At 74.4% G+C, this 13,778-nt stretch carries 9 protein-coding genes and 1 pseudogene; 9 read left to right on the forward strand and 1 reads right to left on the reverse strand.

What is annotated here, in order from left to right; all coding sequences use genetic code 11:
* Positions 1–163: 163 nt before the first annotated feature.
* The 6 genes and pseudogenes from OHA30_RS29085 (at position 164) to OHA30_RS29110 (ending at position 7,134) form a co-directional block, all read left to right on the forward strand.
* Positions 164–1,462: a DUF5685 family protein gene (locus OHA30_RS29085; RefSeq protein WP_328916839.1), complete on the forward strand. Its 1,299-nt coding sequence runs from the start codon at positions 164–166 to the stop codon at positions 1,460–1,462.
* Positions 1,463–1,867: 405 nt separating this feature from the next.
* A complete protein-coding gene (locus OHA30_RS29090) occupies positions 1,868–2,956 on the forward strand; it encodes an LLM class flavin-dependent oxidoreductase (RefSeq protein WP_328916840.1) in 1,089 nt (362 codons plus the stop codon).
* Positions 2,953–3,798, forward strand: coding sequence for an LLM class flavin-dependent oxidoreductase (locus tag OHA30_RS29095; protein WP_328916841.1), 846 nt, complete (start codon positions 2,953–2,955; stop codon positions 3,796–3,798). Before OHA30_RS29090 ends, OHA30_RS29095 begins: the two co-directional genes overlap by 4 nt.
* Positions 3,799–3,803: 5 nt before the next feature.
* Positions 3,804–4,616: a DUF1684 domain-containing protein gene (locus OHA30_RS29100; RefSeq protein WP_328916842.1), complete on the forward strand. Its 813-nt coding sequence runs from the start codon at positions 3,804–3,806 to the stop codon at positions 4,614–4,616.
* 304 nt (positions 4,617–4,920) lie between these two features.
* Positions 4,921–5,946, forward strand: a complete 1,026-nt coding sequence (locus OHA30_RS29105; protein WP_328916843.1) for a S1 family peptidase — start codon at positions 4,921–4,923, stop codon at positions 5,944–5,946.
* 223 nt (positions 5,947–6,169) lie between these two features.
* Positions 6,170–7,134 (forward strand): annotated as a pseudogene (locus OHA30_RS29110) (helix-turn-helix transcriptional regulator).
* A gap of 63 nt (positions 7,135–7,197) precedes the next feature.
* Here OHA30_RS29110 and OHA30_RS29115 read toward each other — a convergent pair.
* Positions 7,198–7,662: a PPOX class F420-dependent oxidoreductase gene (locus OHA30_RS29115; RefSeq protein ID WP_328916844.1), complete on the reverse strand. Its 465-nt coding sequence runs from the start codon at positions 7,660–7,662 to the stop codon at positions 7,198–7,200.
* A gap of 349 nt (positions 7,663–8,011) precedes the next feature.
* Between OHA30_RS29115 and OHA30_RS29120 the strand changes: the two genes are divergently transcribed.
* The 3 genes from OHA30_RS29120 to OHA30_RS29130 all read left to right on the forward strand — a co-directional run bounded on the left by OHA30_RS29120 (position 8,012) and on the right by OHA30_RS29130 (position 13,680).
* Complete coding sequence (locus tag OHA30_RS29120; protein WP_328918042.1) at positions 8,012–11,554, forward strand: DNA polymerase III subunit alpha; 3,543 nt, start codon at positions 8,012–8,014, stop codon at positions 11,552–11,554.
* Positions 11,551–12,564, forward strand: a complete 1,014-nt coding sequence (locus tag OHA30_RS29125; protein ID WP_328916845.1) for a DNA polymerase Y family protein — start codon at positions 11,551–11,553, stop codon at positions 12,562–12,564. Before OHA30_RS29120 ends, OHA30_RS29125 begins: the two co-directional genes overlap by 4 nt.
* A gap of 255 nt (positions 12,565–12,819) precedes the next feature.
* Positions 12,820–13,680, forward strand: coding sequence for an esterase/lipase family protein (locus OHA30_RS29130; RefSeq protein ID WP_328916846.1), 861 nt, complete (start codon positions 12,820–12,822; stop codon positions 13,678–13,680).
* Positions 13,681–13,778: the final 98 nt, after the last annotated feature.

Here is a 13,778-nt window from a genome sequence, read left to right on the forward strand (position 1 = left end):
GTCCGGGTGATACAGGGGGCCGTACGGCCGTACGCGTACCTGGTGCCTCATGGCCACCGGGTACCCCGTGGGACACGGATTCCAACCCCTGCGGGCCCGAAAGTCCGTACGCCGGGCCGATAAAATGATCGCCGGTCGCAGAAGCGAGTTCGGCGGGGGAACCATGTTCGGGATCATCAGACCGTGCCGGCATCGGATGTCGGAAGGAATGGCGGCCTCATGGCTCGCCCATCTGTGTGGACTTTGTCTCGCGCTCAGGGACGGCCACGGGCAGTTCGCGCGAGTGGCCACCAACTACGACGGTCTGATCATCTCGGTGCTGGTCGAGGCGCAGTCCACGCCCGCGGACGACCGTCGGCGCACCGCCGGGCCCTGTCCGCTGCGGGGGATGCGCAGCGCTCCGGTGGCCATGGGGGAGGGCGCGCGGCTGGCCGCGGCGGTCTCGCTGGTGCTCGCCTCGGCCAAGGTCCGCGACCATGTCGAGGACGGCGACGGCGCGTTCGGCCGCCGCCCGGTCGCCGCGGCGGCCCGTACGGTCGCCCGCCGCTGGGACCGGGCCGGGGCGCGTACCGGCGGGGACCTCGGCTTCGACACCGCGGTGCTGCTCGACGCGGTCGGCCGGCAGGGCGCCGTCGAGGCGGCGGCCGGGCCCGGCACCTCGCTGCTGACCGTCACCGAACCCACCGAGACGGCCACCGCCGCGGCCTTCGGGCACACCGCCGTACTGGCCGGGCGGCCCGGCAACCGGGCGGCACTTGAGGAGGCCGGGCGGCTCTTCGGCCGGCTCGCGCATCTGCTGGACGCGGTCGAGGACCTGGACGCCGACCGCCGTACGGGCGCCTGGAACCCGCTCGCCGCGACCGGCACCGACCCCGCCGAGGCCCGGCGGCTGTGCGACGACGCGCTGCACGGGATACGGCTCGCGCTGCGGGACGTGGAGTTCGTGAACTCGGCGTCGGGGCGGCTGGCGCATGTGCTGCTCGTCCACGAGCTGGGACGGTCGGTGGACCGGGCGTTCGGGACGGGGGCCTGTACGCATCAGGCGGGCGCGGGGCACGAGGGGCCCGGGGCGGACGGGCTCGCGGGGCATGCGTCGGAGGGGCCCGCGTCGGAGGGGCACGGGCCGGCGGCGGCGCTCGGGTCGGCCGGCGGGAACCCGTACGGCGGGAACCCGTACAGCGGGAACCCGTACGCGGCGCCGCCCGGGCAGAACCCGTACGCGCCCGGTGGTCCCGGGGCTCCCGGCGGGTTTCCGCCGCCGCCCGGACCGCCGCGGCGGCGTGGGCTGCTCGCCGGGTGCCTGGTCTACACCGGTATGTGCTGCACCTGTCAGTTGTGCTGCCGTGAGCACGACGACGCCTGGTCGGGGCAGCGGCGCGGCCCGTGGTGCGACGGGTGCGACGGCTGTTGCGACTGCTGTGAATGCTGCGAGTGCGCGGAGTGCTGCGACTGCGGATGCTGAGCGGCGACGCCTTGGAGGCTGTCGCGGGCGTTACAGGGTGTCACAAAAGTTACAGAGCCCGAGGGAGGGGCGGAGAACTGCCGAGCATGCGTGTGTGAAGGCGGGACGATCCGTCGAACGGCCGGGAGAACGTCAGTGGCGACAACAAGAGGACGACCACACCCGACCGAAGTCGATGTGGTCGCGGGTGACCAGCTGACAGCTACGCATGCGCACAGTGCAGCAGCCCGCCCGGTGTTCCGTCAACCGCACTGAGACGCGCTGTCCACCTATCGGACATGCTTGACAGCCGGTTACCGCATCGGCATAGCCTCGTGTCAAGCCCTTGGGCCCAGCCGTGTTGAGGGACACGGCGGCTGTGTGAAGGCATCTTCCGCCTCTTCCGCGTGTCCACGGAGCCTTCGCATGCCTGCCGCCCCGATTTCCCGCACCTTTTCCCCGGCCGCCTCCGCCGCCCCGGGCCCCGCCTTCACGTCGGCCCGCCGCCCCACCCGTACGCTCCACCTCGCCGCCGCGATCGACGGCCGAGGGCACGATCCGGCGGCGTACTACGTGGAGTTGGCCCGCCTCGCCGAGGGCGGCGCGCTGGACTTCGTCACGCTGGGCGGCGCGGACGGCTCCGGCGGTGACCCCGGTGACGGCTGCGCGCCCGACGTACTCGCCCGGGTCGCCCCGGCCACCGACCGGATCGGTCTGGTCCCCGTCGTGGACGCCGCCCGTGAGGAGCCCTTCGACCTCGCGCTGACCGTCGCGACCCTGGACTGGGTCAGCCACGGCCGGGCCGGGTGGGCGGTCACCGCCCCCGACCCGGCCACCGAGCAGGGCGCCGACGGCCCGGCCGCGCTGCGGGCGGCCCGGCGGCGCCGCGCGGCGGAGCGGGCCGAGGCGCGGTGGCGGCTCGCGGCCGAGGTGACCGCGGCCGTCTCCGGGTTCTGGGACGGCGGCGGAGGGCCGAAGCCGCCGCAGGGCCGGCCGGTCGTCGCGGTGGACGCCACGGAACCCGCCGCGCGCGCGACCGCCGCCCGGTACGCCGACATCGCCTTCGTCCGCGCCGCCCGCCCCGAGGACGCGGGCGAGATCCGCGCCGAACTGCGGCGGCTCGCGGCCGGGTCGGGCCGCGACCCCGACCGGCTGCGGGTGCTCGCCGACCTCACCGTCGACCTCTGCGGCGGCGAACTCGGGCCCGAGCCGGGTGTCGAGGCCGCCCCGGTGGCGGACGGCGCCGGCGGCGTACGGTTCAGCGGCGGCCCGGTCGACCTGGCCGAACTCATCGCGCGCTGGCAGCGGTCCGACGCGGTGGACGGCTTCCACATCCGGCCGGTGGAGCCCCGGCGCGACCTGGAACGCTTTGTCAACGGCACGGTCGCGCTGCTCCAGCACCGCGGACTGTTCCGCGCCTTCCACCCGGGCGCGACGCTGCGCGAACACCTCGGGCTGCACCGCCCCGAGGTCCGGTTCGCCGCCGCCGACCGGGCCGCCGAGGCGGTGTCATGACCGGCGGCACGCGCGCCGGGACCGTACGCCGGATGCACCTGGCCGTACAGCTTCCCGGCGAGGGCGAACGGGCGCTGCCGCCGGACTTCGACGCCTATGTGCGGCTCGCGCGCACCGCGGAACGCGGCCTGTTCGACTTCCTGCTGCTCGCCGAGCGGCCGCCGCCCGCCGACAGCCGTACCGGCCAGGCGCCCCCGGCGACCGGGCCGGAACCGCTCACCGTGCTGAACGCCCTCGCCGCGGTCACCGACCTCATCGGGCTGGCCGCCGCGGTGCGCCCCGGCGGCCGCGAACCGTACGCGCTCGCCCGCCGGATCGCCGCGCTCGACCGGCTCAGCGCGGGGCGCGCGGCCGGTCCGGCCTCCGCCGTACCGGAGTTGACGGTGCCGCGCGGGCCGCAGGGCCGGCCCGTGGTGATCGGGGACGGCGACGACGCGGCCGCTGAGGTGGCCGTGGTCACGGGCGCGGTCCGGCGGGCGCGCCCCGGCACGAGGGTGCTGGCGCGCGTCGGATACGTCCTGGCGGAGGAACCGGGGGAGGAGCCGGGGGGCGTGCGGGCGGCCGGACCGCCGCCGCCCGGCGGTCCGTTCGCCGACCTCTTCGCCGGCCCCCTTCTCGGTCCGCCGCGCGCGCTCGCGGACCGGCTCGACGCGCATGTGCAGTCCGGCGCGGTGGACGGCTATGTCCTGCTGCCCGAACCCGCGCCCGGCGGCCGCGGCCTGGACGCCTTCGTCGACCGGGTCGTCCCGCTGCTCCAGGAGCGCGGATCACTGCGTACCGCATATCGCGGTACGACCCTGCGGGAGCATCTCGGGCTCCCCCGACCGGTGTGGAAGGCGTGATCGTCATGAGTACGGAAACAGCCCCGGAAGCGGGCACGGAAGCGGGCTCGGGACCAGGAACGGAACCGGGCGCGGGCTCGGTCCCGGAGGGCCGCGCGGAGTGGGAGCGGTGGCGGGAGCGGCGGACCGTGTCCGTCTCGGCGCCGCACGGACTGCTGGCGCTGACCGGCACGTACTGGCTGGAGGATCTGACCGACGGTGAGATCCCCGGACTGGCCGGGCACTGGCGGCTCGACGGCGACACGGTGGTGCGCGAGGCGGACGGCGGGTCGACCGTACTGCGGCCCGAGGGCGAGCCGCTGCTGCTGACGGACGGCCGGAGGATCGTCGTGATCGCCCGCGAGGGCTCGTACGGGGTCCGGGTCTGGGACCCCGAGGCGCCCGCCCGGCGGACGTTCTCCGGCATCGAGGCGTTCGACTGGGACGGGCGGTGGGTGGTGCCCGGCGTCTTCCGCCCGTTCGACGAGACCCGTACCGTACGGCTGCCCAACGCGGACGGGCGCGAGCGCGGGCTCGGCCTCGGCGGCGAACTGTCCTTCGCGGTCGACGGATCGGAGCACACGCTCTCCGTCGCGGTCGAGGGCGACGGCAGGCTGTGGGCGGTCGTCGCCGACGGGACCAGTGGGAAGACCAGCTTCCGGTTCCGCTTCCTGTACACATCCGCGCCGGCCGAGGACGGCTCGCTGACCGTGGACCTGAACCGTACGGAGCTGCCGCCGTGCGCGCTGGGCGAGGGGTTCATCTGCCCCTTCCCGCCGCCCGGCAACACGCTGCCGTTCGCGCTCGAAGCGGGGGAGCGCGCGGTTCTCACCCACTGAGACGGCGTCACCGACGAGTGCCCCGGCGGTCCCAGGACCGCCGGGGGACCGTCATGCCCGCAACTCGGCGTCCGGAACTGCCTCTTGTGTGTTGCCTGTGAAATCTGAATACTCCTGTGTACTCGTCGGGCGCGTGTTGCGTTCGTCCATCGGTGCGCACTTGACGGTACATCGACAAGTCGGTATCGGATCGTCGTCGCGTCCCCGACGTGCCGCCGGCCGTACGCCGACCCGTCACCGACCATCCGCCGGTCACCACCGGCACCCACCAGGACCCCTCTCCCACCCCCCACAGGAGGAACGAGTGAAGTCCACCCGTCGTATCCGACTCCTCGCGGTCGCCACCGGTCTGCTGGCCGCGACGGCGTTCGCGCTCCCCTCCGCGAACGCCGCCTCCACGGCCAAGGCGACCCCCGACGCCGCGGCCGCCGTCGCCGCACACCTCGGCGCCGACAGCACCGCGGGCACCTACTACGACTCCGCGCGCGGGACCACCGTCGTCAACGTCACGACCTCGGCCGCCGCCGACGCCGTACGCGCCTCGGGCGCCACCCCGCGCCTGGTCGGCCACAGCACGGCCCAGCTCGCCAAGGCCGGGGACGCCGCCAAGGGCGCGGACATCGCCGGCACCGCCTGGTCGGTCGACCCGCGCAGCGACACGCTGGAGATCAACGTCGACAGCCAGGTCACCGCCGCACAGCTCGCGCGGCTCAAGGCGTCCACCGCGGGCTACGGCGACGCCGTCCGCATCACCCGTGTCCAGGGCACCTTCAGCAAGCTGCTCTCCGGCGGCGACGCGGTCCTCACCAACAGCTGGCGCTGCTCGGTCGGCTTCAACGTCCGCAGCGGCAGCACGTACTACTTCCTGACCGCCGGTCACTGCACCGAGGGCTACCCGGCCTACTACACCAGTTCGGGCAGCTACATAGGCCCGACGGTCGGCAGCAGCTTCCCCAACGACGACTACGGCATCGTCCGCTACGACAGCTCCGTCGCCCATGACGGCACCGTCGGCAGTCAGGACATCACCAGCGCCGCCAACGCCTTTGTCGGCGAGTCCGTCACCCGCCGCGGCTCCACCACCGGCATCCACAGCGGCACCGTCCAGGCGCTCAACGCGACCGTCAACTACGGCAACGGCGAGATCGTCTACGGGCTGATCAAGACCAACGTCTGCGCCGAGCCGGGCGACAGCGGAGGCTCCCTCTACGACGGCACCAAGGCCATCGGCCTGACCTCGGGCGGCAGCGGCAACTGCTCCTCCGGCGGCACGACGTACTTCCAGCCGGTGACCGAGGCGCTGAGCGCGTACGGGGTCAGCGTGTACTAGAAGTCTCCGGCGGCGCCCCCGGGTTCCTCGCGCTCCTTGTGTTCCGGCGCCCCCCGCCGCTCGCGCGGTGGGGGGCGCCGGTCCGCGTGGTGACGGGCGCGGCGGTCCGGCGCCGCGCCTTCCCGGGGGCCGTCGTCATGGTCGCCATGGCGGGTGGGATCGCGGTCACGGCAGGCGGGATCGCGGTCAGAACCTGTCCTCATCGGCTGCCAGACTGGGCCGCATGCTGGAAACGTCGGCGCGGCTGCTGCGCCTGCTCTCGCTCCTCCAGTCACGCCGTGACTGGACGGGACCCGACCTCGCCGAGCGGCTCGACGTCACCGCCCGCACGGTACGGCGGGACGTCGAACGGCTGCGCGCGCTCGGCTACCCGGTGCACGCCACCCCGGGCACGGCGGGCGGCTACCGGCTCGGCGCGGGCGCCGCGCTGCCACCGCTGCTGCTGGACGACGAGGAGGCGGTCGCGGTCGCGCTGTGTCTGCGGCTCGGCGCGGGCGGCAGCGTCGAGGGCATCGAGGAGACCTCGGTACGGGCGCTGGCCAAGCTGGAACAGGTCCTGCCGTCCCGGCTGCGGCACCGGGTCCAGGCCATGCAGGCGGTCACCGTGCAGCGGCGCGTCTCCGGGCCGACGGTCGGACAGGAGACGCTGACCGTGATCGGCGCGGCCTGCCGGGACCGCGAGCGGCTGCGCTTCGACTACCGCGACCACGGGGGCACCGCCAGCCGCCGCGAGGTGGAGCCGTACCGGCTGGTCCACCACGGGCGGCGCTGGTATCTGCTCGCCTTCGACACCGCCCGGGACGACTGGCGGACCTTCCGCGTCGACCGGATCGAGCCCAAGGCGCCCACCGGTCCGCGCTTCACGCCCCGCGAACTGCCCGAGGACGCGGCCTCGTACGTCGCCAAGGGTGTCACCTCCCGGGCCTACCGCTTCCAGGCCCGGGTGCTGCTGCACACCTCGCCGGAACACCTCGCCGGTACACCTGGTCCATCGGGACGATCACCGCGCTCGGCGACGGGGTGTGCGAACTGCGGACCGGCTTCGAGTCGCTGGACGCGCTGGCGATGTACCTCGGGATGCTCGGGGTGGACTTCGAGGTCAGGGAGCCGGCCGAACTCACCGCGTATCTGCGGGCGGTGGCCGGCCGGCTGACCCGGGCGGCGGGGGAGGGCGAGGACCGGCCGTGAGGGGGCCGGGGGCCGGCGGCCCCTGGTGGGCGAGGTCCCGGCCGCGCCCCCCGGTGGGCGGGCTCAGTCCAGCGGGCCGCTCGTGCCGCCCGCCTCGCGGCCCCAGCCGTACGCCCGGTCGGCGCGCAGCCGGATGACCAGGCGGCGGTCGGCGACCATCGCGGCCCGGTACTCGTCCCAGTTCGGGTGCTCGCCGCCGATCGCCCGGTAGACCTCGACCAGCTCCTCCACGGTGGCGTCGTGCGGGTCGGCGGCCACCGGGGAGACCTCGGCGTCGCCCTCGGCGACCAGATACGCCCCCAGGTCGGGCGTCGTGACATAGAAGCTGGCCCGCGCGTCCCGGCGCAGATTGCGGGCCTTGGCCCGGTCGTCGGTCGCCGAGACGCGAATGGTCCTGGTCGCGTCGTCATAGCTGAACGCCACATTGGACAGCTGCGGTCTGCCGTCCCTCTTCAGGGTGACGAGCACCCCGGTCCTGTGCTCCTTCAGCAGATCGAGCAGCGGGCTGCGGGCGGGCTCCTGACTCATGGTCACTCCGGAAGTTCGGCGTTACGGGCGGGCCTCCCCGGCAACGCGACCCGCGCGGCGGTTGTTCCGCCGCTCACCCGGATGGCCCCTCCATCGATCGCCCCGGCCGTCCCCGGCCACCCGGCCGTCCCGGCCGCCCCGTACGGTCCCGCCCCGGCGCCCGGCCACCACCGAACGTATGCCTTCCGCCGCGCCCGGTGAGCCCCGCGCCCTCGTATCCGCGCAGGTCCCGCGCATGGCGGGCCCGATACGGTTATCGTACGGACGTTCGAAATCTGGTCTATGGTGGGAAGCGGAGTCGAAGGGGGAGACGGTCGGACCGGGGGTGGGTGAGCAGTGGGAGGAACGGATGGGCGGCGGGTTCACGCACCTCCATGCCGTGTCCGGATTCTCGCTGCGCTACGGGGCCGGGCACACGGAACAACTGGCGGAACGGGCGGCGGAGCGGGGCATGGACGCACTGGCACTGACCGATCGGGACACGGTGGCCGGCGTCGTGCGGTTCGCCAAGGCCTGCGAACGGGCGGGGGTGCGGCCGCTCCTCGGGGCCGGGCTCGCGGTGCCCGGCCACCAGGACGGCCCGGGCCCGAAGACGGCCGACGGGCGCCGGCGCACCCCCGTACGCGGCGGGGCCTTCCTCGACGAGAGCGCGCCCCGCGCCGTCTTCCTCGCCCGGAACCGGACCGGCTGGGCCGCCCTGTGCCGGATGATCTCGGCCGCCCACCGCGCGGCGAGGCCCGTCGACCCCGGCGCCGACCCCGGCACGGCGCCTCCCGTACGGTCCTCGCCCGGCGGCTCCCGCCCCCGGCTGGACTGGGACGACCTGACCGACGGCGGGCTGTACACACTGCTCGGGCCGGACTCCGAGGTCGGCCGCGCCCTGGCGGCGGGCCGCCCGGACCGCGCCGCCCGGCTGATCGCGCCCTGGCGGGAGGTCTACGGCGACGCCCTGCGGCTGGAGGCCGTCTGCCATCACAGGCGGGGCACCGGGCCGGGCTCGCTGCGGCTGGCCGCCCGTACCGTCGGCTTCGCCGCCGAGCAGGGGGTGACCGCGGTGCTCAGCAACGCCGTGCGCTACCCCGACCCGGACCGCGGCGAGGTCGCGGACGTCCTCGACGCGGCCCGCCGGCTGATCCCCATCGACACCCGCAGGCCCGAACGGCTGGACAGCGGCGAGCGCTGGCTCAAGGGCGCCGCCGACATGGCCAGGATCGCCGAGCGGATCGCCGAGGCGGCGGGGGAGGGGCGGGCCGGCGCGTACCGGCTGCTGCGGGCGACCGAGGAGACCGCCGCGAGCTGCGAGGTGGACCCCCGGGACGACCTGGGCATCGGCCGCCCGCACTTCCCCGAACCCGAACTTCTCGGCGGCAGCGCCCGTACCGCCGACCGCGTACTGCACTCGCGCTGCACCGCCGGCCTGATCCGCAAGGGCTACGACCGCAGGCCCGCGTACTGGCGGCGGCTGGAGGAGGAGCTGGGCGTCATCCGGCGGCTGCGCTTCGCGCCCTACTTCCTCACTGTCGGGCAGGTCGTCGACGACGTACGGGCGATGGGTGTCCGGGTGGCCGCGCGCGGATCGGGCGCCGGCTCGCTGGTCAACCATCTGCTGGACATCGCCATCGCCGACCCCGTCGAGCACGGTCTGCTGATGGAGCGCTTTCTGTCCGACCGCCGCCGCGAACTGCCGGACATCGACATCGATGTGGAGTCGGCCCGCCGGATCGATGTCTACCGGGCGATCTTCGGCCGCTTCGGGGCCGAGCGGGTCGCCACGGTGGCCATGCCCGAGACCTACCGGGTCCGGCACGCCGTCCGGGACGTGGGCGCCGCGCTCGGCATGGACCCGGTGGTCGTCGACCGGCTGGCCAAGGCCTTTCCGCACATCCGGGCCAAGGACGCCCGTACCGCACTCGCCGAACTCCCCGAGCTGCGCGCCGTCTCCGCCGAGGACCACGGCCGGCTCTGGGAACTCGTCGAGGCGCTGGACGGCCTGCCGCGCGGTGTCGCCATGCACCCGTGCGGGGTGCTGCTCTCCGACGCCACCCTGCTGGACCGCACCCCCGTCATGCCGACCAGCGGCGAGGGCTTCCCCATGTCGCAGTTCGACAAGGAGGACGTGGAGGACCTCAAGCTGCTCAAGCTCGATGTCCTGGGCGTCCGGATGCAGTCCGCGATGGCCTACGCGGTCGGCGAGATCGAACGCGCCACCGGCGAGCGGATCGACCTGGACGACCCGGCCCGGGTCCCGCCCGGCGACCCGGCGACCTACGAGATGATCCGCTCCGCCGAGACCCTCGGCTGCTTCCAGATCGAGTCCCCCGGCCAGCGCGACCTGGTGGGCCGGCTGCAACCCGCCACTTTCCACGACCTGGTGGTCGACATATCGCTTTTCCGGCCGGGCCCGGTGGCCGCCGACATGGTCCGCCCCTTCATCGAGGCCCGGCACGGCCGCGCGCCCATGAAGTCACCGCACCCCGATCTGGACCCGGTGCTGCGCGAGACCCACGGGGTGGTGGTCTTCCACGAACAGGTCATCGAGATCCTGCGGGTCATGACCGGCTGCACCCGGGCCGAGGCCGACGAGCGGCGCCGCGCGCTGTCCGACCCGGACCGCCAGGGGCAGGTGATGGCCTGGTACGGCGCCGGGGCCCGTACCCGCGGCCACTCGCCCGAGGTGATCCGCCGCACCTGGGAGATCCTGGCCGCCTTCGGCAGCTACGGCTTCTGCAAGGCGCACGCCGTCGCCTTCGCGGTGCCCACCTACCAGTCGGCCTGGCTCAAGGCCCACCGTCCGGCGGCCTTCTACGCCGGGCTGCTCACCCACGACCCGGGCATGTACCCCAAGCGGCTGCTGCTCGCCGACGCCCGGCGGCGCGGGGTGCCGGTGCTGCCGCTGGATGTGAACCACTCCGACACGGATTATCGAATCGAACTGGTGTCCGGTAAATGGGGGCTGCGGCTCGGGCTGATGGATGTGCACGGCATCAGCGAGGCCGAGACCGGCCGGCTGGTGGCGGGCCGGCCCTACTCCTCGTTGCAGGATCTGTGGCTGCGGGCCCGCCCCGGCCGCCCGGTCGCCGAACGGCTCGCCCAGGTCGGCGCGCTGGACTCCTTCGGCGACAACCGCCGTGACCTGCTGCTGCGGATCGCCGAACTCCACCGCCAGGGGCGGGCCAGGGGCGCGCACGAGGGCCAGCTCCCGCTGGACCCGCGGGGCGACGGCCGCGCCGCCCCGGCCGGCCTGCCCGACATGGACGCCGGCGAACGGCTCGGCGCCGAACTCGGTGTCCTCGGCATGGACGCCTCCCGCCATCTGATGCGCGACCACCACTCCTTCCTCGCCGAGCTGGGAGCCGTCTCCGCCAAGGCACTGCGCGGGGTGCGGCACGGCCGGACCGTGCTGGTCGCCGGGGCCAAGGGCGCCACCCAGACCCCGCCGATCCGCTCCGGCCGCCGGGTCATCTTCACCACCCTCGACGACGGCACCGGCCTGGTGGACTGCGCCTTCTTCGACACCAGCCACGAAGCCTGCGCCCATACGGTCTTCCACTCCTTTCTGCTGCTGATCCGCGGTGTGGTGCAGCGGCGCGGCCCGCAGAGCCTCAGCGTGGTCGGCGCCGCGGCCTGGAACCTCGCCGAACTCGTCGAACTCCGCAGGACCGGCGGCCTGGAGGCCGTCGCCGAACGGCTCGCCGAGCCGCCTGCCGTCGAGTTCCCGGCCGCCGAGCCGGCCGGCGGGCCCCCTGTCGCCGGGCCCTCCGCCGCGAACGGCCGCCGGATCCAGCTGCCCACCGGTTATGAACTCCACCCCTGGGCCGATCTGCGGCCCGCCGGCGAGGGCGCCGCCACCGGCCGCAAGCTGTGGCACTCCAGCCCCGGGAGCGCGGGATGACCGGCCGGCCCCCGTACGCCCCGCACGTACTCCATGTGCGCTTCCGTCTTCCCTCCGGCGCCGTCCCCGGGGCGGACGCCTATGAACAACTGCTCGCGCTGCTCGCCGGGTTCACCCCGGTCGTCCAGGCGCTGCCGCCCGACGCGGCGCTGGCCGACGTACGCGGCAGCCTGCGCTACTTCGGCCAGGACGCCGCCGGGCTCGCCCTGCTGCTGCGGGTGCGCGCCCTGGCCCTGCACGGCGCCGACTGCGCGATCGGGGTGGCCGTCAACCCGCTGCTCGCCCGGCTGGCCGCCCGGGACGCGCCGCCCGGCACGGTCAGGGTCGTCCCCGGCGATCCGCCGGCCGTCGCCGACTTCCTCGGCCCGCTGCCGTCCGCCGCGCTGCACGGTGTCGGCCCCGCCACCGCGAAGACCCTGTCCACGTACGGCCTCGACACCGTCGGCCGGATCGCCGCCACCCCGCTGGGCACCTTGCAGCGGATCGTCGGCGCGAGCGCGGGGCACCGGCTCCACGACCAGGCCAGGGGGATCGACCCCGTCCCGGTCACCCCCAACGCCCCGGCCCGCGCCCTCGCCGCGGAGCACCGCTTCGGCCGCGACGAACTCGACCCGGTCCTGCACCGCCGCGCCCTGCTCGCCCTCACCGAGGAACTCGGCGCCCGGCTGCGCGCCGGCCGGCAGACGGCCGGCGCCCTCACCCTGAGCGTCCACTACGCCGACCGCTCCACGACGGTCCGGACCCGTACCCTCGGCGAACCGACCGGCCACAGCCCGGCGTTGACCGCGCTCGCGTACCGGCTGTACGCGTCGCTCGGGCTGCAACGGGCCCGGGTCCGCGCGGTCTCGCTGCGGGCGGAGGGGCTGATCGCCGCCGAACTCGCCTCCCGGCAGCTCGCCTTCGACCCCGGCGACGACCGGGCCCGCCGGATCGAGGCCGTCGCCGACCGGGCCCGCGCCAGGTTCGGCCCCCACGCGGTGCGTCCCGCCACCCTGTCCGACGCGGCCTGACCTCACGTCCGCGCGGCCTGACTCGACGTCCGCGCGGTCCGGTCCGACGTCCGCGCGGCCTGAGCCGACGTCCGCGCGCCCGACCGGAGTTCGCGCGGCCCGACCTGGTGTCCGCGTGTGCGGGCCGCGGTTTTTTTACCCGCGCGTAACTAGCCGCCCTTGGCTACTCGTGCGTAACTTGTCATGAGCCCGGCAATAGTGATCCGGATCACAGGGCACAGGCGCGTCTCCACCTTCCCCCTGCGAGGAGATCACATGAAGCTGCCCTGGCGACGGCTCCTGGCCGCGTTCTCGCTGGCCGCCGCGATGGCGGTGGCCCCCACCGCCGCCGCATCCGCTTCCGCCCAAGCGGCACCCTCCAGTGGCTGGAACGACTTCTCCTGCCACCCCTCGGCCCAACACCCCCGCCCGGTCGTCCTCGTGCACGGCACCTTCGCCAACGGCACCGACAACTGGCTGGTCCTCGCCCCCTATCTGGTGGCCCGCGGCTACTGCGTCTTCTCCTTCGACTACGGCATGCTGCCCGGCGAGACGCTCATCGGCGGCCTCGGACCGATAGCGGACTCCGCCCAGCAGCTCTCCGACTTCACCGACCGGGTGCTCACCGCCACCCACGCCGCCAAGGTCGACATCGTCGGCCACTCGCAGGGCGGCATGATGCCGCGCTACTACCTGAAGTTCCTCGGCGGCGCGGCCAAGGTGAACGCCATGATCGCACTGGCCCCCGACAACCACGGCACGACGCTGGACGGACTGACCGCGCTGCTCCCGTACTTCCCGGGCGCCTCCGGCTTCCTCCGGGGCAGCCTTCCCGGACTGGCCGACCAGGTCGCCGGATCGAGCTTCCAGCGCACACTCAACGCGGGCGGCGACACCGTGCCCGGTGTGCACTACACGGTGATCTCGACCGTCTACGACGAGGTCGTCACGCCGTACACGACCCAGGCGCTGTCCGGTCCCGACGTGCACAACGTGCTGCTCCAGAAGCTGTGCGCGGTCGACGTCTCGGAACACGTCGCCATCGGTCTGACCGACCGCATCGCGTTCCACGAGGCGGCCAACGCCCTCGACCCGGCGCACGCCACCCCGACCACCTGCCTGTCGGCGTTCAGTTAGCCCACGGCGCCGATCCCCACGGGCCGGCGGCGGTGCCGCCGGCGGCCGGGGCCGTCCGGTCCGGTGACCGGGCGGCCCCCGACTGTCAGAGGCGGATG

This window comes from Streptomyces sp. NBC_00223 (assembly GCF_036199905.1).
In the GTDB taxonomy this organism is placed as follows: Bacteria; Actinomycetota; Actinomycetes; order Streptomycetales; family Streptomycetaceae; genus Actinacidiphila.